This is a genomic window from Promicromonospora sukumoe, from assembly GCF_014137995.1.
GTDB classification, from domain to species: Bacteria; Actinomycetota; Actinomycetes; order Actinomycetales; family Cellulomonadaceae; genus Promicromonospora; species Promicromonospora sukumoe.
In genome coordinates, this window is sequence record NZ_JACGWV010000002.1 from 347679 (window position 1) to 366288 (window position 18610).

At 73.7% G+C, this 18610-nt stretch carries 17 protein-coding genes and 1 rRNA gene; 2 read left to right on the forward strand and 16 right to left on the reverse strand.

Going from position 1 to position 18610, the window contains the following annotated elements:
- Positions 1–34: 34 nt before the first annotated feature.
- The 5 genes from FHX71_RS18810 to FHX71_RS18830 form a co-directional block, all read right to left on the reverse strand.
- Positions 35–1009: an NAD-dependent epimerase/dehydratase family protein gene (locus tag FHX71_RS18810; RefSeq protein ID WP_182619025.1), complete on the reverse strand. Its 975-nt coding sequence runs from the start codon at positions 1007–1009 to the stop codon at positions 35–37.
- Positions 1006–2868 carry a class I adenylate-forming enzyme family protein gene (locus tag FHX71_RS18815; RefSeq protein WP_182619026.1) on the reverse strand — a complete coding sequence of 621 codons (1863 nt, stop codon included), beginning with the start codon at positions 2866–2868 and terminating at the stop codon, positions 1006–1008. Before FHX71_RS18815 ends, FHX71_RS18810 begins: the two co-directional genes overlap by 4 nt.
- Positions 2865–4154, reverse strand: a complete 1290-nt coding sequence (locus FHX71_RS18820) for a cytochrome P450 (protein ID WP_182619027.1) — start codon at positions 4152–4154, stop codon at positions 2865–2867. Before FHX71_RS18820 ends, FHX71_RS18815 begins: the two co-directional genes overlap by 4 nt.
- A 65-nt stretch (positions 4155–4219) precedes the next feature.
- Positions 4220–5008, reverse strand: coding sequence for a glycosyltransferase family 2 protein (locus tag FHX71_RS18825; RefSeq protein WP_312877122.1), 789 nt, complete (start codon positions 5006–5008; stop codon positions 4220–4222).
- A complete protein-coding gene (locus FHX71_RS18830) occupies positions 5002–6186 on the reverse strand; it encodes a 3-oxoacyl-ACP synthase III family protein (RefSeq protein ID WP_312877123.1) in 1185 nt (394 codons plus the stop codon). The genes FHX71_RS18825 and FHX71_RS18830 overlap by 7 nt, the downstream gene beginning before the upstream one ends.
- A 106-nt stretch (positions 6187–6292) precedes the next feature.
- On the opposite strand from FHX71_RS18830, the gene FHX71_RS18835 reads away from it, so the two are divergent.
- Positions 6293–7564 carry a cytochrome P450 gene (locus tag FHX71_RS18835; RefSeq protein ID WP_312877124.1) on the forward strand — a complete coding sequence of 424 codons (1272 nt, stop codon included), beginning with the start codon at positions 6293–6295 and terminating at the stop codon, positions 7562–7564.
- A gap of 27 nt (positions 7565–7591) precedes the next feature.
- Here FHX71_RS18835 and FHX71_RS18840 read toward each other — a convergent pair whose 3' ends face one another.
- From FHX71_RS18840 to ilvD, 6 genes are all read right to left on the reverse strand, one after another.
- On the reverse strand, positions 7592–8554 hold the full coding sequence (locus tag FHX71_RS18840; protein ID WP_182619029.1) for an ABC transporter ATP-binding protein: 963 nt from the start codon (positions 8552–8554) through the stop codon (positions 7592–7594).
- Positions 8551–9324, reverse strand: a complete 774-nt coding sequence (locus FHX71_RS18845) for an ABC transporter permease (RefSeq protein ID WP_312877125.1) — start codon at positions 9322–9324, stop codon at positions 8551–8553. Before FHX71_RS18845 ends, FHX71_RS18840 begins: the two co-directional genes overlap by 4 nt.
- A gap of 133 nt (positions 9325–9457) precedes the next feature.
- Positions 9458–10276, reverse strand: coding sequence for an ABC transporter permease (locus tag FHX71_RS18850; protein WP_182619030.1), 819 nt, complete (start codon positions 10274–10276; stop codon positions 9458–9460).
- A 63-nt stretch (positions 10277–10339) separates the two neighbouring features.
- On the reverse strand, positions 10340–10921 hold the full coding sequence (locus FHX71_RS18855) for a hypothetical protein (protein ID WP_182619031.1): 582 nt from the start codon (positions 10919–10921) through the stop codon (positions 10340–10342).
- Positions 10922–10925: 4 nt separating this feature from the next.
- On the reverse strand, positions 10926–11597 hold the full coding sequence (locus FHX71_RS18860; RefSeq protein ID WP_182619032.1) for a 4a-hydroxytetrahydrobiopterin dehydratase: 672 nt from the start codon (positions 11595–11597) through the stop codon (positions 10926–10928).
- Between the two features lie 146 nt (positions 11598–11743).
- Complete coding sequence (gene ilvD / locus FHX71_RS18865; RefSeq protein ID WP_182619033.1) at positions 11744–13606, reverse strand: dihydroxy-acid dehydratase; 1863 nt, start codon at positions 13604–13606, stop codon at positions 11744–11746.
- Positions 13607–13810: 204 nt separating this feature from the next.
- Here ilvD and FHX71_RS18870 point away from each other — a divergent pair, with 204 nt between their 5' ends.
- Complete coding sequence (locus FHX71_RS18870) at positions 13811–14245, forward strand: CBS domain-containing protein (RefSeq protein WP_182619034.1); 435 nt, start codon at positions 13811–13813, stop codon at positions 14243–14245.
- 65 nt (positions 14246–14310) lie between these two features.
- On the opposite strand, the gene FHX71_RS18875 is transcribed toward FHX71_RS18870, so the two are convergent.
- From FHX71_RS18875 to rrf, 5 genes are all read right to left on the reverse strand, one after another.
- Positions 14311–14895 carry a GNAT family N-acetyltransferase gene (locus FHX71_RS18875; RefSeq protein ID WP_182619035.1) on the reverse strand — a complete coding sequence of 195 codons (585 nt, stop codon included), beginning with the start codon at positions 14893–14895 and terminating at the stop codon, positions 14311–14313.
- Between the two features lie 25 nt (positions 14896–14920).
- Positions 14921–16441, reverse strand: a complete 1521-nt coding sequence (gene gatB, locus FHX71_RS18880) for an Asp-tRNA(Asn)/Glu-tRNA(Gln) amidotransferase subunit GatB (protein WP_182619036.1) — start codon at positions 16439–16441, stop codon at positions 14921–14923.
- Positions 16438–17979, reverse strand: coding sequence for an Asp-tRNA(Asn)/Glu-tRNA(Gln) amidotransferase subunit GatA (gene gatA, locus FHX71_RS18885; protein WP_182619037.1), 1542 nt, complete (start codon positions 17977–17979; stop codon positions 16438–16440). Before gatA ends, gatB begins: the two co-directional genes overlap by 4 nt.
- A gap of 1 nt (position 17980) precedes the next feature.
- Positions 17981–18277, reverse strand: a complete 297-nt coding sequence (gene gatC, locus FHX71_RS18890) for an Asp-tRNA(Asn)/Glu-tRNA(Gln) amidotransferase subunit GatC (RefSeq protein ID WP_182619038.1) — start codon at positions 18275–18277, stop codon at positions 17981–17983.
- 142 nt (positions 18278–18419) lie between these two features.
- Positions 18420–18536: ribosomal RNA gene (gene rrf, locus FHX71_RS18895) — 5S ribosomal RNA — on the reverse strand.
- Positions 18537–18610 lie beyond the last annotated feature (74 nt).

Sequence of the window (18610 nt, forward strand, 5' to 3'; positions counted from 1 at the left end):
CTGACACGTCTCTCGGGGGCTGACACGTGGGGGATTACCAGGTCATCGCGCCGTGCAGCGACGTCGGCGCCGGGTCCACGCCGAGGCGTTCGCGCAGCACCGTGAGGTCGTAGGTGCGCTCCATCGCGAGGTGGCTGATGGCGTACCGCGACAGGCGCGGCTCGCGGCGGGTCCACCGGGCCAGCCGTTCGGCCGCCCAGGCCAGGGCGTTCGCGAGCCGGATCGGGACGTCCACCACCTGCACGGGGTGGAACCGCGCGAACATCAGCAGCTCCAGCGTCTCGTGGAGGTCGACGGGGCTGGCGTCGGCGACGTTCGCCACGAGCGGCCGCCCGGCGGCGACCTCGGGCTCGACGTCCACGTCGAGGGCGGCGCGCACCGCGCGGGCCAGGGTGTCGACGTGCGTGAGGTGCTGCCGCACCCTGCCGCCGCCCGGCAGGGGCAGCCAGGCGCCGATCGCCGCGGACTCCAGGCGCGGCAGCAGCGTCGTGTCCCCCGGCCCGTAGACCGCGTGCGGGCGCAGCACGACGACGGGACCGCGGTCGTCGCGCGCGGCGTCGGCCGTGAGGTACCGCTCGGCGGCGGCCTTCGTGGAGCCGTAGGGGTTCATGTACCCGCGTGCGGGCGCCTCGGCCTCGGTCGCGACGACGCTCGGCGTCCGCGGGTCGTACACGCTGCCCGAGGACAGGTGGACGAACCGCGCGCCCGGGAACGTCTCCCGCACCGCGCGGGTGCCCTCGACGTTGACCACCCAGGCGCGCGCGTGGCTGCCGCCGTCCCCGACGGCCGCCCCGCAGTGCACCACGACGTCGACGTCCTCGGGCCGGTCCTCCTTGGGCAGCGGGCCGTCGCGCAGGTCCCAGAACTGGTGGGCGACGCGGTCCAGCAGCTCCGCCGGTACGCGCGGAACCCGGCGCGAGAACGCGATCACCTCGTGCCCGTGCGCCGCGAGGTCCCGCACCACGGCCCCACCCACGAAACCAGACGAACCGGTCACAGCCACCCTCATGCGCGCACTGTACCCGCGAGAGGTGAAACCAGGCCGACCAGGGCATGGCGGTCCGGTTTCCGGGACCGGCCCGCGAGCGGGACGTGCGACGCCTCGACCACCAGGTCGGGCAGCGCGCCGTGGTCCAGGACCCGCGCGACCTGGTCCGCGACGGACCGGGCGAGGTCGGTCCCGGCCCGCACCCACGGGACGCCCTTGCCCCGCGGTTCAGCAGAGTCCCGAGGCGCGCCCTCCCCCGCCGCATGCTCCGCGGTCACCACGAGGACCACCCGCTCGTCGCCGTCGGGCATCGGGACGCCCACCATGACGGCGTCGCCCACCCCGGGCAGGTCCCGCAGCCGGGGCTCGAACAGCCCGGGGTAGATGTTCACGGTGCCGCGGATGATCATGTCCCGGTTGCGTCCGACCAGCACGATCCGGCCGTCCTCGTCCTGGTAGGCGAGGTCGCCCGTGCGGTGCTCGGTCACCCGGGGCTTGCCGGCGTCGAGGTCGGCCAGGTACCCCGCCATCAGGGACGGCCCGGTGAGCACCAGCTCACCCACAGCGGGGCCGTCGCCGGGCGCCCCGGCGTCCGTGTCGGTTCCGGCGGCCGCGTCGCCCTCAGCACCGGCTTCGGGTAGGTCCTCGTCCAGCCCGACGACGGCGGTGTCGATCCGCACGCCGATGCCGCCCAGCGGACGACCCACGAGGTCGCCCGGGGCCCCGCCGTCGGACCCGCCGTCGGACCCGGCGCTCGCGGCCGTCCCGGAACCCGCGGCGGCCGCGATCTTCTCGTCGGCGTCGGTCATCGCGGCGGGGAGGATCTCGGTGGCGCCGTAGACGGCGATCCAGCGGGTGCCCGGCAGGACGCGCCGGCCGCGTTCGAGCAGCGCCACGGTCACCGGCGCGGCCCCGACGGCCAGCACGGCCGGGCCGACGGCGGGACCGGCGGCAGGGCTGCCGACTGGACTGCCGTCCGCACCGCGCGCCTCCAGGACGTCGAGCAGCGCGGTCACGTCGGCGGGCACCAGGAACGACGAGTCGGCACCCGCGACCCCGCGCGCGAACGCCTCCGGGGCGTCCTTGGGCGCGCGCGCCGGGATCTCCCAGGTGCCGCCAGACAGGACCGCCGGGAGCCCGAGGAACATCTGGTCGGTGTGCGCTCGCTGCCCGGCCCGCAGTCCGCCGACCTGCGCGAACAGGCCCAGCATGCCGCCGAGCGTGTCAGCCGTGTGCACCACGGCCTTCGGCTCGGCCGTGGTCCCGGAGGTGAAGACGATCAGGGCGGGGTCGCCGCCGTCGGGAGAGCCGCCGTCCGCACCGCCGTCCGCCCCGGAGGGCGCGGCCGGGAGAGCGACCGCCGGAAGAACGTCGTCCGCGAGCACCCGTGCAGCGCGCCGGGCACCCCGCGGCACCCCGGGGAGCCACCGGCCGGAGTACAGGTGCCGCACGGGCAGTCGGCCGTAGTCGGGCAGCAGCAGCCCGCGCGACCGGGCGACACCGCGCAGCGGCCCCGACGACGCCGCGTACAGCAGCGCCTCGGTCGCCGCCCAGCGGGGCCGCGCCGCCGCGATGCGGGCGGCGAACAGCTCCGGCGTCGACCCGGGGTCCACGAAGACGACGGCGCCGCACGCGCGCAGGATCGCGAGGCACAGGACCACGCCCTCGGGCCGGGGCCGGATGCTGAACAGCACCCGGTCGCCGGGCTCCATCCCCTGCGCCCGCAGGCCCGACGCCGTCCGCTCGACGCGCTCCGCGAGCCCGGCGAACGTGACCTCCTCGCGCACGCGAGCGCCGTCGCGACCGCCGAACCAGCGCAGCGCGACGGCGTCGGGCGTGTCCCGGGCGAGGGTCGCGAGGTCGTCCAGGAAGTGGGTCATGAGATCTCCTCCACGCGCGTCTCCACACCGGTCTCCGCACCAGTCTCCACGGCCGTCCCCAGGCTCAGCTCCAGCGACCGGTACGCCGGGACCAGCACGCCGCGCGCGGCCTGGCGCCGTCCGACGACGGGGACGCGGCCGTCGGTCGCCGCGGCCGCGAGCGCGTCCAGGACGACGTCCACCTGGGCCATCGCCAGCGGCATGCCGAGGCAGAAGTGCGGGCCGGCGCCGAACCACAGGTGCCGCACGGCGGGATCGACGGGCCGGTCGGGGTCGAAGCCGCCGGACGCCCGGCAGCAGTTGACGGTGGCGATCACCACGCGCTCCCCCGCGGCGACGGGCAGCCCGCCCACCGACGCGTCGGCCCGCACGGAGCGCAGCATCGCGGGCGTCGGCACGGTGACGCGCAGCCCTTCCTCGACGGCACGACGGCGCAGCGCCGCGTCCGGGGCCAGCAGCCGCGCGGTCCACCCGGTGTCGTGCGCGATCGCGACGAGCCGGGGCACGAACGACTGGATGGTCTCGGTCCCGGTGAGTACGAACGCTCCGACGGCGCCCATCGCCTCCCGCTCGGACAGCCCGAGGTCGCGCATGCGACCCGGGACCGTCGCCGGATCCCCGGCGCGGTAGGCGGCCCGGGCGGGCGCGGTCAGGCGCTCCAGCACCTCGCGCGCCCGCACCACCTGGGACCTCGTGAGCCCATGGCGGTGCAGCCGCACCATCCCGGTGATCGTCTGGGCGGCGGACATCGCGGAGCGCACGGCGTCGTCCGTCGGCGGCAGGCCGACCATCCCGCAGATCACCGCGCCGGCCTGCGCCGTCACGGCGGCCGCCAGATCGACTCGCTCGCCCGCGGCGAGCCGCCGCGTCAGGTCCGGCAGCACGCCGCCGCCGTCCGCTCCTTCGTTCCTCGGCGGCCCGACGACGTTCGCGACGTCGGCCCCGCCGGCGCCGGACACCAGCTCCCGCACCGCCCGGGGCGAGAACAGCGGCCCGAGCGCGCGCCGCAGCGCGGCGTGCTCCGCGCCCTCCATGTTGAGCAGCACGGACGGCCCGAGCACGGGCGTCCACAGGTCCGACGGCGCTCCCGGGCCCACCTTGGAGAAATGGTCCAGGTCGAGCAGCACCTCGCGCGCGATCGCGGCGTCGTTCACGATCACGCCGATGCGCGGGACCCGCACCACGGGCCGGCCGCGCGCGGACCGCAGCGCCGGGTACGCGAGCGGGTGCGCGGCGCGCAGCACGCGCTCCTCCCAGCGCGCCTCGGGCCCGACGGCGCCTGACACACTTTTTCGGTCGGGGGCCGGATCCGGGGCCGCGGCAGGGCCGGGCCGGGCCCGCAGGCCCGTCCTCATCGGATGTCCACGACGTCGGGCCGGTAGCGGTGGTCGGCGTACCAGCCGAGCGTCCGCACCAGACCCCACGCGTGCACCCGCCGCGTCGACGCGCGCACCCAGACCTCGCGGTGCTCCCCGTACCGCGTCGTCAGCCGGCGGACGGCGTTCACCAGGGCACGGTCCTCGTGCAGGTCCTCGATCCGGGTGCGCGGGAACCCGCCCGCCCGCTCGTACAGGGACGCCGTGATCGCCATGTTGCAGCCCGGCGCCATCACGTACGGCCCCAGGTACCCCTCGTCCTGGTTCCCGGGCCGCACCTTGCCGAACGTGCTGGAGACCCACAGCGCGAACGACAGCACACCCTGCTGGAACCGCGAGACCGGCAGGTCGTCCCTGCGCGGCACGAGCCGCCCGGCGACCAGCTCGTCGCCCGACGCGAACGCCGCCCGCACCGCCCGGGTCCAGCCCGGCGGCGGCAGACAGTCGGCGTCCGTCCGGGCCAGCAGCTCGGCGCCCAGCGCGATGGCGGTCCGCATCCCCGTGTCCGCGGCGGCGCCCGTCCCCTTCTCGGGCTCGGTCACCACCTGCCAGCGCAGCCGCCCCCACTCCGCGATCGCCTTGCGCGCCACGTCGGGCGTGCCGTCCGTGGAGCCGTTGTCGACCACGACCAGGTCGAAGTCGTCGTCCTCCTGCGCGTGCAGCGCGGCCAGGGTGCGCGCGATCCCGTGCTCGTGCGCCTCGTTCAGCGCGGGCACGACGACGGCGAGGCGGGGTCTGTGCCCATGAGGCTGGTCGTTCACCACCGGACCACCATCGCGCCCATGCTGATCCCGCCCGCGAGACCGAGGAGCAGCACGACGTCGCCGCGGCGCAGCCGCCCCGACTCCAGTGCCGTGACGAGCTGCAGCGGCAGCGTCGCCGAGGCCAGGTTGCCGTGGTCCCCCACGGTGACGATCGTCCGGTCGGCCGGCACGCCGAGCGCCGCGTGCACGTCGGCGAGGTAACCCACCGCGACCTGGTGCACCGCGACGAGCGCGACGTCGTCCATGGTCACGCCCGCCCGCTCCAGCGCCTCGTCGACCGGGCCGGGCCCGAGCGCGAGGAACGCCTCGCGCAGCCGCGAGCCGTCGATCTCGAAGTAGCTGCGCTCGGGGTCGCGCGGGTTGACGGTGCCGCCGCCCGGCAGCATGCCGACGTCCCAGTGCCGCGACTCGGCCGTGAACGCCGAGCCGAGGATGCCGGAGGGCCGGGCGGCGGGCGCGACCAGGCCGGCGAGCTCAGCGGACAGGGCGTCCTCGAAGCCCGACGGCGGGTCGACCGCCTCGACGAGCACCGCGGCCCCGCCGTCGGACATCGTGTAGCCGGCCGCGGACATCGCGTACGTCGCCCGGTCGGGCACGTCCCACCGGACGCCGCGCGTCGGCATCTCGCCGGACGCCACCAGTACGCGGCGGTACCGGCCGGTGCCGATGAGGGCCTCGGCCACCTCGATGCCGTTGAGCACGGAGTTGCAGGCGTTCTTGACGTCCATCACGGGTGCCCGGACGCCGAGCTTTGCCGCGGTGATGTGGCTGGTCGCGGGCTCGATCATGTCCTGGGTGGCGGACGCGAAGATCAGCAGGTCGATGTCCTGCGGCCCCAGGCCCGCGCGCTCCAGCAGGGTGCGGGAGGCGGCGACGGCGAGGTCGGAGGCCTGCTGGTCGTCGTCGGCCACGTGGACCGTACGCACGCCGGTCAGGCGCGAGATCATGGGCAGGCGCGGCGCGACCTTCGGGTTCCTGCGGTGCAGGTCGCGCTCGGCCTCGGCCACGTCGCGGACGCGCTCGGGCAGGTGGACGGCCACCTCGGCGATGCGGGCGACGGGACGCGGCGCCTGGCTCGACGGCAGGGCCGACGGCGAGATCGAGGCCTGCGTGGAGACGACAGGCTCGGGAGAACGGGCGGGAACCGGGCTCAGCACGGCGGCTGGTTCGGGAAGCACCCGGGACACGTTAGCCGCCCTACCGACGCTTCCACCCGGAATGTCCGCCTGGGCCCCCGCCGGACCGCACCGCTGCCGCGGGCCCGGCGGACATAGGGTGACGGCCGTGATCAAGACCTTCGCGACAACCCGCCACGAGCTGGGCCTGCTGTACCGCGCTCGGCCGGCGATGGCCGGGTTGCTCCTGCTGGGCACCGCGGCCCAGAGCTGGTCCGCCAAGGGCTCACCGGTACGGAAGGTGCCAGGAATCGGATGGGTCACGTCCGACCCGGTCGTCGCCCGCACCGTCCTACGGGACCATCGTTCGTTCACGATCCTCGGCGAGGGCGGCGTGGGTGACCTCTGGACCCAGATCCTGGGCGACTGGGTGCCCGGCGTCTTCGACGGCCCGGGCCACCACGCACTGCGGTCCCGCTCGCGCGAGCTGTTCACGGAAGCCGGCTCGGCCGCGCTCGTCGCGGACACCTGGGACCCTGTTCTCGCCGGAGCCGGCGACACCCTTCGTGCCGGCGGGCGGGTGGACGTCGCGCGGCTCGCCCGCGTGCTCGTCGGCCGCATGATGGTCTCCCTGCTCGGGCTGCCGGCCCCGGTCGGCGCAGGCGACGCCTGGCCGAGCGACGAGGACGCCCTTGACGCCTTCGCCACCGGCGAGCGCCTCGCCACCGTCGCGCTCGGCACCGCGGGCTCCACCAGGCTCTCCCCCGGGCAGATCGCCACCGCGCGGACGATCGTCGAGGAGCTCACCGCGGGTGTCCCGGAAGGCTGGCGCACCGCGCCGCCCGACCGGCTGCTCGGCCGGTGCCGTGAGCTGGGTCTGGGTCTCCAGGAGACGACGGGCCTTGCGAGCCTCCTCATGGTGGCGGGTACCGAGACGTCGGCGAGCGCCATGATGCGGACCACTGCACTGCTCGTGGACACCGGCGAGCAGCACAAGCTCCTCGCACGCCTCTCCCGGGCCGACGACGACGCCGCACCGGGCAGCCTCCTGCCCGGCGAGGGCGACCCGGTCGAGAACGCGGTCCGCGAGGGCCTGCGGGTGACGAGCCCCGCGTCGGTGATCGGGCGCGGCGTCGCGCAGGACGTCGAGGTGGGCGGGGCGAGGCTGCGGGCGGGCGAGCGGATCATGCTCCTCGTGTGGTCGGCGAACGCCGCGGCGGGACCGTTCCAGGCTGATCGGCCCTACGTGCGGGAGACCCGGCAGCTCTGGTTCGGGGCGGGCCGGCACCTGTGTCTGGGCGCGGCGCTCGCCAGGGCTGAGATCGCCGCTCTGCTCCGCACTCTCTGGGGTGACGGCGAGCCTCTGCGCGTGGTGCGCCGCCGCGCGCAGCGCCAGGTGCTCATCCCCGCCTACTCGGAGCTGGTGGTCACGCGCGCCTGACGGCCGCAGCCCTCGGGCACCGCCGGCTCATCGGGTGGCCCGGTAGATCTCGCGCACCACGTCCTCGATGTCGGGCTCGGCGATCGACAGGTCGAGCACCTCGGCCCGCTCGGAGATAGCGGCGAGCACGCGTGCCGCCGTCGTGCGCTGGGGGTCGAAGGCGAGGCGCTGACGGAGGCCGCCCGAGTCGCTGCGCACGTGCTCCGCGCCCGGCACGTCGGTCAGGTCGGGGCGGGACTCGGCGAGGTCGACGACGAGCTCCCGCCGCGCGCCCACCGTGCGCGCCAGCCCGTCGAGCGTGCCGTCGAACGCGAGCCGCCCGTGGTCGACGACCAGGATGCGGTCGCAGAGCCGCTCGACGTCGCCCATGTCGTGCGTGGTGAGCAGCAGCGTGGTGCCGTGCTCGCGCCGCTGCGCCACGAGGAACTCGCGCAGCCGCTGCTTGGACAGCACGTCGAGGCCGATCGTCGGCTCGTCGAGGATCACCAGGTCGGGGCGGTGCAGCAGCGCGGCCGCGACCTCGGCGCGCATGCGCTGGCCGAGGGAGAGCTGTCGGACGGGCGTGTCCAGGAACTCGCCCATCTCCAGCATGTCGACGAGCTCGGTGGTCCGGACCCGCTCGTCCGCGGCGGTCAGGGAGTGGATCGCGGACAGGATCGAGAACGACTCCCGCACCGGCAGGTCCCACCAGAGCTGCGACCGCTGCCCGAACACCACGCCGATCCGCCGGGCGAGCGCGCGCCGCTGCTTCAGGGGATGCAGCCCCATGGTCGTCACCGCCCCGCTCGTGGGCACCAGGATGCCGACCAGCATCTTGATGGTGGTCGACTTCCCGGCCCCGTTCGCGCCGATGTAGCCCACGGACTCGCCCGCCTGGACAGTCAGGTCCAGGGCGTCGACGGCGACGTGCCGCGAGCGCCGCAGCCGGTTCTTCCGGTCCGGCCGCCCGGTGAACACCCGGGTCAGGCCCTCGGCCTCGATGACGTTCATCCGCCCGCTCCTCGGTAGTGACGAAGTCCCCAGCGCCAGCACAGCGCCGCGACGCCGACCGCCCACAGCGCGGCGAGCGGCGCGCACCAGCCCAGCCAGTCCGGCAGGCCGGCGACGCCGGGCACGCCCAGCAGCGTGGAGACCGGCAGGAAGGCCGCGAACGCCACGGGGAAGACGGCGCCGAAGACCACCAGCAGGCTCCGCGGCCACACGCTGGTGGGCTGCGTGGCCGCGTATCGCCCGCCGTACACGAACGCGTTGGTCATCTCGGCGCCGTTGACCAGGAAGAACTGCAGGCCGGCCGCGGTGACGAACTGCGCCGTGAAGATGACGAAGCCGCTGACCAGCGCGAGCGCGAGCAGCCCCACGGTGCCCGCGGTCCAGTCGATGTCGTTGAGCACCAGGCCGACCGTGAGCGACGTCGCGCCCACCAGGCAGCGCCCGATCCGGCGCAGGCTGAGATCGCTCGTGACGAGCTGCGCCAGCACCGGCTGCGGGCGCAGGAAGAACACGTCGAGCGTGCCCGCGCGCACGTACACCGGGAGGTTGTCGCAGTGCCCGGCGACCAGGTCGGCCAGGGAGAAGGCGAGGTCGGACAGCCCGAACACGAGCATGATCTGCGCGAGCGTGAACCCGCCGATCTGGTCCGTCGCCGAGTAGAGCACCCAGATCTCGGCGAACTCGATGGCGCCCACGAGCAGCGCGCCCACCAGGTCCATGCGGAAGCTGGCACGGTGGCTCGCCTGCGAGCGCGCGCGGCTCGCGATCACGGCCCGATAGGCGCGCAGGGTCTCGCGCCCGCGGGTTCTCAGCTCAGCCAGCGCCTTTTCGTGGCTGAGCCTGCGGCTCCGCTCCGGGCGAGTGCCTCGTTCCTCGGCCCTCACCCTGCGCTGCTCCTCCGGCTCAGCCACCCTGCACCTCCAGCCTGCGGCGTCCCGCCCGCGTGGTCAGGTGCCCGACGACGAGGACGATCGTCAGCCACAGCGCCTGCACGCCGAGGTGCTGCCAGGCGGCCGCCCCGGTGACCTGCCCGGAGAGCACGTCGATCGGGAGCTGCATCATCGACGGGAACGGCGTGAGCAGCGCGAGCGTCAGCAGCCAGTCCGGGAACAGGTAGATGGGCGTGAACAAGCCGGCGAACAGCCCCGAGAACGCCATGTAGAACACGCTGATGCCGCGGGTCTCCACGAGCCAGAACCCCGACGTCGCCACGGCGTACATGGCGGCGTGCGAGACGGCGATCCCCAGCAGCAGGCTGATCAGGCCGAGGGCGTAGGCGCTCGGCTCGGAAGGCAGCACCATGCCGCCGACGGCCACCCCGATGAGCACGCTCGGCAGCCCGCGCGGCAGCAGGCCGAACAGCCCCTTGCCGACGTCGGTCAGCACGTGGGAGGCCTGGACGCTCACGGGCCGCAGGAAGTCGACGGCGACGTCGCCGTCCTTGATGCGGGCCTGGAGGTCGCTGCCGCCCCACAGGTTCACCGACCCGAGCATCCCCTGCCCGAGCCACACGAAGGCGGCCATGCTGCCCGCCGTGTACCCGGCCAGCTCGCCGCCGGAGCTCTCGACGGCGGCCCCCATGATCGCGCCCTTGAGCACGCCGAACGTCGCGTTCGCGACCAGGCCGGCGAGCGTCGCGAGCGGGTAGGCGGACTGCCCGCGGAAGCCCGCCACGAGGAACCGCCAGTACGGGTTCCGGGCGGGTGAAGGGAGCGGGCGCACAAGCGCGAGAGATTACCGCGCCGGTGCCCGCTCGGCATCCTGTTTTTTCAGAGGTCCGGTTGTTCAGAGGTCCGGGCGCAGGCGCTTGCACAGCACCCGCGTGACGACGTCGGCGGCCTGCTGCGCCGTGATCTCCACGTGCTCGGTGGTCTCCATGCCGAGCGCGGACCGGCGCAGGAACTCGGTGGGCTCCCAGTGCAGGTTCCGGGTGAAGGCCTGGTCGACGGCGTCCGGCCCGGTACCGCGGCGCCGCACGACCCCCGACGCCCGGTCGGGCGGGAGCCCGGGCGGCAGCAGCGCGTGGTACGTCGCCGGCGGGACGGTCCGGCCGGCGAGGTAGGTCTCGAACGTGATCAGGAGGAGGTCGGGCGGCGCGAGGTCGGCGTCGGTCTGGGACTCGGTCTCCGGGTCGATCTCGGTCCAGGTCTCCACCACGTCGTCGTACACGTCGTCGGTGTCCAGGAGCAGCTCCAGGTCCGCTCCCGCGCAGTCGTCGAGCATGGTGAACAGCGCGTCGGGCAGCAGGTCGGGCGGGTGCGCCCAGCCCAGCCCGGTGACGGCGCCGTCCGCGCCCCGGAGCGGCTTCCCCAGACCGAGGAACAGCCGGCGGGCGGGGCAGGTCAGGTAGGCGTAGGCGGAGGCCATCGGCTCAGTTGTCGCCCTGCCAGGTGCAGACGCAGGCCTCGTTGCCCTCGGCGTCGGCCAGCACCCACCACGACGGGGCGTACTTGTCGGTGACGAGCCGCCCGCCGGCGGCGACCGCTGCGGCGACCCGCGCCTCGGCGAGGTCGTGCGGCACCCAGACATCCACGTGGATACGGTTGCGCTGCTCGCGGCGCTCGTCGGTCTGCTGGAACCAGAACATGGGCTGGCGGCCGTCGGCGTCGAGCAGGCGCCCGGCGGCCGTGTTGCCGCCCCGGTACGGCTGCGCGTCGTGGCCCAGGACCGCCTGCCAGAACGCCTGGACCGCCGGCCCGACCACCGCGTCGATCGCGATGGCGACCTCCCGCAGCCCGGTGACGTCGGCCGCGACGCCCACGTTGCGGGCCGCGGCCGAGATGGCGCGGGCGAGCCCGAGGTCCCGCTCGGACAGCCCGCCGATGTCGTGCGACCAAGTCCGGACCGTCACGCTGCCGTAGCGCAGGTCGACGTCCGGGTGGTGGTTCGCGGACTCGGCGAGCTCGCCGATCCGGGCGACCAGCACCAGGCCCGTGGCGAACGAGCCGGTGGTGAACCGCGCGAGGGCGGCGTCGTGCAGCACCCGCCAGTCGTCCGTGCCCTCTGCGTCGGTGAACTCGGCAGCGGTGATCGCGTCACTCATGGCTCGGGCCTTCTCTCGTGCAGCATCTCGTCCGGGTACCCCCACCATGGCACGAGACGCTGACAGCCGACAGGGCCCGGCGCACCACCCGTCCGGCGCACCCGAGGGCGCGCCGGACGGGCCGGCAGGTCAGCCCCGACGCAGGGTCAGCCCCGGCGCAGCCGGGCGACGTCGCGCACGGCGCCGCGGTCGGCCGACGTGGCCAGGGCCGCGTAGGCCTGGAGCGCGGGCGACACGTAGCGGTCGCGGGCGACGGGCTGCCACGGCCGCTCGGAGGACTCCATCTTGGCGCGCCGCTCGGCGAGCACCTCGTCGGGCACGTTGATCTTGATCGCGCGGGTGTCCACGTCGATCTCGATCTCGTCGCCGTCCTCGACCAGGCCGATGGTGCCGCCCGCCGCCGCCTCCGGGGAGACGTGCCCCACGGAGATGCCGCTGGACCCGCCGGAGAACCGGCCGTCGGTGATCAGCGCGACGACCTTCCCCAGGCCGCGGCCCTTGATGTACGACGTCGGGTAGAGCATCTCCTGCATGCCCGGCCCGCCGGCGGGACCCTCGTAGCGCACGACGACGACGTGGCCCGGCTCGACCTGCTTGGTCAGGATCTTCTCGACGGCCTCGTCCTGCGACTCGCAGACGAGCGCCTTGCCCACGAAGTGGAAGACGTCGGGGTCGACGCCCGCCGTCTTGAACACGGCGCCGTCCTCGGCGAGGTTGCCGCGCAGCACGGCCAGGCCGCCCTCGACGGTGTACGCGTGCTCGACGTCGCGGATGCAGCCGCCCGCGCCGTCGGTGTCCAGCGTCTCCCACTGGTTGTTCGTGGAGAACGCCTTGGTGGTGCGCACGCCGCCCGGCGCGGCGTGGAACAGGCCGAGCGCCCGGTCGGTGGCCTTGCCGCCGCGGACGTCCCAGTCGTCGAGCCACGCGCGCAGCGTGGGCGTGTGCACCGAGGTGACGTCGTGGTCCAGCAGCCCGCCGCGGTCGAGCTCGCCGAGCAGCGCGGGGATGCCGCCCGCCCGGTGCACGTCCTCCATGTGGTAGTCCGGGTGGTTGGGCGCCACCTTGGACAGGCACGGCACCCGGCGGCTGATGTCCTCGATGTCGGCCAGCGTGAAGTCGACCTCCCCCTCCTGGGCGGCGGCCAGGACGTGCAGCACGGTGTTCGTCGAGCCGCCCATGGCGACGTCGAGCGCCATCGCGTTCGCGAACGCCGCCTTGGTGGCGATCCCGCGGGGCGCGGCCGTGTCGTCCTCGTCCTCGTAGTACCGGCGGGCCAGGTCCACGATGGTGCGGCCGGCCTCCAGGAACAGCTCCTTGCGGGCGGCGTGCGTCGCCAGCGTCGAGCCGTTGCCGGGCAGCGACAGGCCCAGGGCCTCGGTGAGGCAGTTCATCGAGTTCGCGGTGAACATGCCGGAGCACGAGCCGCAGGTGGGGCACGCGTTCTCCTCGACCAGGCCGAGCGCGGCGTCGTCCACGTTCTCGTCCGCCGAGTAGTTGATCGCGTTGATCAGGTTCAGCGGCGTCTTCGCGACGCCGTTCGCCACGACCGCCTTGCCGGCCTCCATGGGGCCGCCCGACACGAAGATCACCGGGATGTTCAGCCGCAGGGCGGCATTGAGCATGCCGGGCGTGATCTTGTCGCAGTTCGAGATGCAGACCAGCGCGTCCGCGGTGTGCGCCTGCACCATGTACTCCACGGAGTCCGCGATCAGGTCGCGGCTCGGCAGGGAGTAGAGCATGCCGGCGTGGCCCATCGCGATGCCGTCGTCGACCGCGATGGTGTTGAACTCCTTGGCGACGCCGCCGGCCTCCTTGATGGCGGACGCCACGAGGTCGCCCATGTCCTTGAGGTGTACGTGCCCCGGTACGAACTGCGTGTACGAGTTCGCGATCGCGATGATCGGCTTCCCGAAGTCCTCGGAACCCATGCCGGTGGCGCGCCAGAGCGCGCGGGCTCCGGCCATGTTGCGGCCGTGGGTGGACGTCCGGGAGCGCAGGGGACGACTCATGACAGTTCAGCTCCTTCGATGCTGGGTGGCCGTGCGCGATGCGGGCGAACGGCCTCGTCACGCTACCTCCGGTCCGCCGGGACCGACACACGGCGTCCACAGGGTGACCCCCAGCCCTGGGGAAATTTCGCCCGGTGCCGTACTGTCGTTGTCAGGAGGCCGCAACGACGCGGTCTCCGCCGTGCACTCGACGGAGGTCTCCCGATGCGCGTGACCGAGGCCCTGCGCCGCAAGGGCGGCTCCGTGGTGACCATCTCCCAGGACCGCAGCGTGCGCGAGCTGCTCGCCGTCCTCGCCGAGCACCGTATCGGCGCGGTCGTGGTGTCCGACGACGGCGTCACCGTCGACGGCATCGTCAGCGAGCGCGACGTCGTGCGTCGGCTCCACTCGGACGGCGACGGCGTGCTCGACGGCCCGGTCGGGGCGATCATGACCGCCGCGGTGCACACCTGCGGCCCCGACGCCACGCTCGACGAGCTCATGCCCGTGATGACGGAGCACCGGGTGCGGCACGTGCCCGTGCTCGTGGACGCCCGGCTGACGGGGATCGTGAGCATCGGCGACGTGGTCAAGCACCGCATCGCCGAGGTGCAGGCCGAGCGCGACCAGCTCACCGCCTACATCACGGGCGGCCCCTGACCCGGGACGGGGCAGGGGCCGGGGCACGGGCCGAGGCAACTGGCAGGGCACCGGGCCCCGCGGGATCAGTCCCGCAGCGCCCGGTACTCGTCCTCGAGGATGCTCATGACGACGGCGTCCGCCCACGTGTCGCCGTCGCGGTAGACGTCCCGTAGCCGGCCCTCCTCGCGGAAGCCGAGCGACTCGTAGAGCGCCTGGGCGCGCGGGTTGATGCTGAGCACGTCCAGGCTCACCCGGTGCAGGCCCGGTCCGGGCTCGCCCTCGGCGCCGTCGAACGCGAACTGCAGCACCTCGGCGATGGCCTCCCGGCCGTACCCGCGGCCCCGGTAGTTCGGCAGGAGCTGGAGCCGCAGGTTCGCCGAGCGGACGGCCTCGTCGAGGTCGTTCAGCACGATCTCGCCGATCATCTCGTCGCTGACCGGCTTGCCGTCCCGCATAGCGCCCGGGCAGATCGCCCAGTCGTACCGGCCCGGCCGGTCGCTGACGGTGGCCGCCCACTCGTCGATCTGGTCGCGCGTGAAGACGGCGGTGGTACCCGTCAGGCGGGTGCCCTCCGGGTCCTGCACCGCCTCCCAGAGACGCTCCCCGTCGCGGGCCTCGATGGGCCGCAGCCGGGTCATGTCGCCGTGCAGCAGGGGGCCGCGGGTCACCGGCCGGCCCTCGCAGCCGGAGCCGTCACTGCGCGATCCGATCCAGCACGAGCTCGCGGACCCGCTTGGCGTCGGCCTGGCCCTTGGTCGCCTTCATGACGGCGCCGATGATCGCGCCGACCGGACCCTGGTTGCCGCCGCGGACCTTCTCGACGATGTCGGGCTGAGCCGCCAGCGCCTCGTCGATCGCGGTGAGCAGGGCGCCGTCGTCGGACACGACCTCGAGGCCGCGGGCCGCGACGACCGCCTCCGGGTCGCCCTCGCCGGCGAGCACGCCGTCGAGCACCTGGCGGGCGATCTTGTCGTTGATCCGGCCGGACTCCACGAGCTGCTGGAGCTGGGCGATCTGCGCCGGAGCGACCGAGAGCTCCTCGAGCGAGACCTCGTCCTGCTTGGCACGACGGGCGAGCTCGCCCATCCACCACTTGCGGGCGCCCGCGGCGCTCGTGCCGGCCGCGACGGTCGCCTCGATGAGGTCGATCGCGCCGGCGTTGACGACGTCGCGCATCTCGGCGTCGGCGTAGCCCCACTCCCCCTGGAGCCGACGACGGCGCGCGACGGGGAGCTCCGGCAGGGTCGCCCGGATCTCCTCAACCCACTCGCGGCTCGGGGCCACGGGCACCAGGTCGGGCTCGGGGAAGTAGCGGTAGTCCTCGGCGTCCGACTTCACGCGGCCCGACGACGTGGTGCCGTCCTCCTCGTGGAAGTGGCGCGTCTCCTGGATGACCGGGAGGCCGGCGTCGAGCACGCCCGCCTGACGGGACACCTCGTAGCGGACGGCGCGCTCGACCGAGCGGAACGAGTTCACGTTCTTGGTCTCGGTGCGCGTGCCCAGGGGCGACTCGGGCGTGGGCCGCAGCGACAGGTTCACGTCGGCGCGGACGTTGCCGCGCTCCATGCGGGCCTCGGAGACCCCCAGCGAGCGGAAGATGTCGCGCAGCGTCTGCACGTAGGCCCGCGCCACCTCGGGGGCACGGTCGCCGACGCCCTCGATGGGCCGCGTGACGATCTCCACCAGCGGGATGCCGGCGCGGTTGTAGTCGACGAGCGAGTACTCGGCGCCCTGGATGCGGCCGGTCGCGCCACCCACGTGGGTGTTCTTGCCGGCGTCCTCCTCCATGTGCGCGCGCTCGATCTCGACGCGGAACACCGCGCCGTCCTCCAGCTCGACGTCGATCCAGCCGTCGTAGGCGATCGGCTCGTCGTACTGCGACGTCTGGAAGTTCTTCGGGACGTCCGGGTAGAAGTAGTTCTTCCGGGCGAACCGGCAGCTCTCGGCGATGCTGCAGTTCAGCGCGAGGCCGATGCGGATCGCGTACTCGACGGCCTTGCCGTTCACGACCGGCAGCGCGCCCGGCAGCCCGAGGCTCACCGGGGTCACCTGCGTGTTGGGCTCGCCGCCGTACTCGACCTCGGCCGCGCAGAACATCTTGGTCAGCGTGCCGAGCTCCACGTGCACCTCGATGCCCAGCACCGGGTCGTAGCGGCGGACGGCGTCCTCGTAGGCGACCAGGCTCGTGGCCGTGGCGGTCGACGGTGCGGTCATCGGGCGAGCTCCGTGGTCTTGAGTTCGGGTGCCTGGTTCAGGAGGGGGCCGCCCCAGCCGCTCTCGAGGGCCGCCTCGAGGGCGGCGCCGACGCGGTACAGGCGGTCGTCGGCCTTGGCGGGGGCGAGGATCTGGAAGCCGACCGGGAGGCCGTCGTCGGACAGGCCGTTGGGCAGCGACATGCCGGGCACGCCCGCGAGGTTGGCCGGGATCGTGGCGACGTCGTTGAGGTACATCGCCAGCGGGTCGTCGAGCTTCTCGCCGAACTTGAACGCCGTGGTCGGCGCCGTGGGCGAGACCAGCACGTCGGCCTGCTCGAACGCGGCGGCGAAGTCGCGCTGGATCAGCGTGCGGACCTTCTGCGCGCTGCCGTAGTAGGCGTCGTAGTACCCGGCGGACAGGGCGTACGTGCCGAGGATGACGCGGCGCTTGACCTCGTCGCCGAAGCCCGCGCCACGGGTGGCGCCCATGACGCGCTCCGCGGTGACGGGGCCCTCGGCCGGCTCGACGCGCAGGCCGAAGCGCATGCCGTCGAACTTGGCCAGGTTGCTGGACGCCTCGGCGGGCATGATCAGGTAGTACGCGTCGAGCGCGTGCGTGAAGCTGGGGCACGAGACCTCGACGATCTCGGCACCGAGCGCGCGGAGCTGGTCGAGCGACTCCTCGAAGCGGGCGGACACGCCGGCCTGGTAGCCCTCGCCCGAGAGCTCCTTGACGACGCCGACGCGCAGGCCCTTGAGGTCGCCCTTCGCGCCCAGCTCCGCGGCGGCGACGACGCCGGGGACCGGCTCGTTGATCGACGTCGAGTCGTGGTGGTCGTACCCGCCGATGAGCTCGTGCAGCAGCGCGGCGTCGAGCACGGTGCGCGTCACGGGGCCGGCCTGGTCGAGCGACGACGCCATGGCGATCAGGCCGTAGCGGGAGACGCCACCGTAGGTGGGCTTGACGCCGACGGTGCCGGTGACGGCGCCGGGCTGGCGGATCGAGCCGCCGGTGTCGGTGCCGATCGCCAGGGGGGCCTCGAAGCCGGCCACCGCGGCGGCGGAGCCACCGCCGGACCCGCCGGGGATGCGGTCGAGGTCCCACGGGTTCTTGGTGTTGCCGAACGCCGAGTGCTCCGTCGAGGAGCCCATGGCGAACTCGTCCATGTTGGTCTTGCCGAGGATCGGCAGGCCCGCGGCCTTGATGCGCTCCACGAGGGTCGCGTCGTACGGCGGGACCCAGTTCTCGAGGATCTTCGACCCCGCGGTGGTGGGCAGGCCCTTGGTCACCACGACGTCCTTGACCGCGATGGGCACGCCCGCGAGCGGGTGCAGCTCCTCGCCGGCGGCGCGCTTCGCGTCGACCTCGGCGGCCGTCGCCAGCGCCTCGGCGGAGGAGACGTGCAGGAACGCGTGCAGGTCGCCGTCGACGGCGGCGATCCGGTCCAGGTGGGCCTGCGTGGCCTCGACGCTGGTGATGGTCTTGTCGCGCAGCGCGGACGCGAGGTCGGACGCGCTGAGCCGGGTGATGTCGTTCGTCATGTCGCTGGTACCCATCTCACTCTTCGCCAAGGATCTGCGGGACCGCGAACCGGCCGTTCTCCTGCTGCGGGGCTCCGGCCAGGACGTCCTCGACCGGCAGCGGGGCCTCGGGCACGTCGTCTCGGAACACGTTCGTCAGCGGGAGGGGGTGGCTCGTGGCGGGCACGTCTGCGGTGGCGACCTCGCTGATGCGAGCGACGGACTCGACGATCACGTCGAGCTCGCCGGCGAGGCGGTCGACCTCGTCCGTTCGCAGATCGATCCGTGCCAGCGCAGCCACGCGCGCGACCTCGTCACGGGAGATGGTGGACATGGCCGCCAGTCTAGTCGCCGGACGCCGATTCGATCGCCCGGATCTCTGGCCGCCAGGTGTGAAATCTTCCCCGGGAAATGCAGAAGGGGGTGGGAGCGTGGTCGCTGTTGCGACCTGCTCCCACCCCCTGCTGGGAATGGTTGTCCGGCGGCGTCCTACTCTCCCACCCCGTCACCAGGGCAGTACCATCGGCGCTGTAGGGCTAAGCTTCCGGGTTCGGAATGGGACCGGGCGTTTCCCCCACGCTATGACCACCGTAACCCTATCGAGAACCAGGCAACCCCTGCCTCAAGCCACCCGCCGGCGATGAAGCCAGTAGTGGTTGAGGGGGTT

Coding starts and splice junctions, on each gene's coding strand:
- gatB (WP_182619036.1), bottom strand. CDS start 16,441: ATGACCGCACCGTCGACCGCCACGGCCACGAGCCTGGTCGCCTACGAG.
- FHX71_RS18855 (WP_182619031.1), bottom strand. CDS start 10,921: ATGGCCTCCGCCTACGCCTACCTGACCTGCCCCGCCCGCCGGCTGTTC.
- FHX71_RS18810 (WP_182619025.1), bottom strand. CDS start 1,009: ATGAGGGTGGCTGTGACCGGTTCGTCTGGTTTCGTGGGTGGGGCCGTG.
- FHX71_RS18840 (WP_182619029.1), bottom strand. CDS start 8,554: ATGAACGTCATCGAGGCCGAGGGCCTGACCCGGGTGTTCACCGGGCGG.
- gatC (WP_182619038.1), bottom strand. CDS start 18,277: ATGTCCACCATCTCCCGTGACGAGGTCGCGCGCGTGGCTGCGCTGGCA.
- ilvD (WP_182619033.1), bottom strand. CDS start 13,606: ATGAGTCGTCCCCTGCGCTCCCGGACGTCCACCCACGGCCGCAACATG.
- FHX71_RS18870 (WP_182619034.1), top strand. CDS start 13,811: ATGCGCGTGACCGAGGCCCTGCGCCGCAAGGGCGGCTCCGTGGTGACC.
- gatA (WP_182619037.1), bottom strand. CDS start 17,979: ATGGGTACCAGCGACATGACGAACGACATCACCCGGCTCAGCGCGTCC.
- FHX71_RS18860 (WP_182619032.1), bottom strand. CDS start 11,597: ATGAGTGACGCGATCACCGCTGCCGAGTTCACCGACGCAGAGGGCACG.
- FHX71_RS18815 (WP_182619026.1), bottom strand. CDS start 2,868: ATGACCCACTTCCTGGACGACCTCGCGACCCTCGCCCGGGACACGCCC.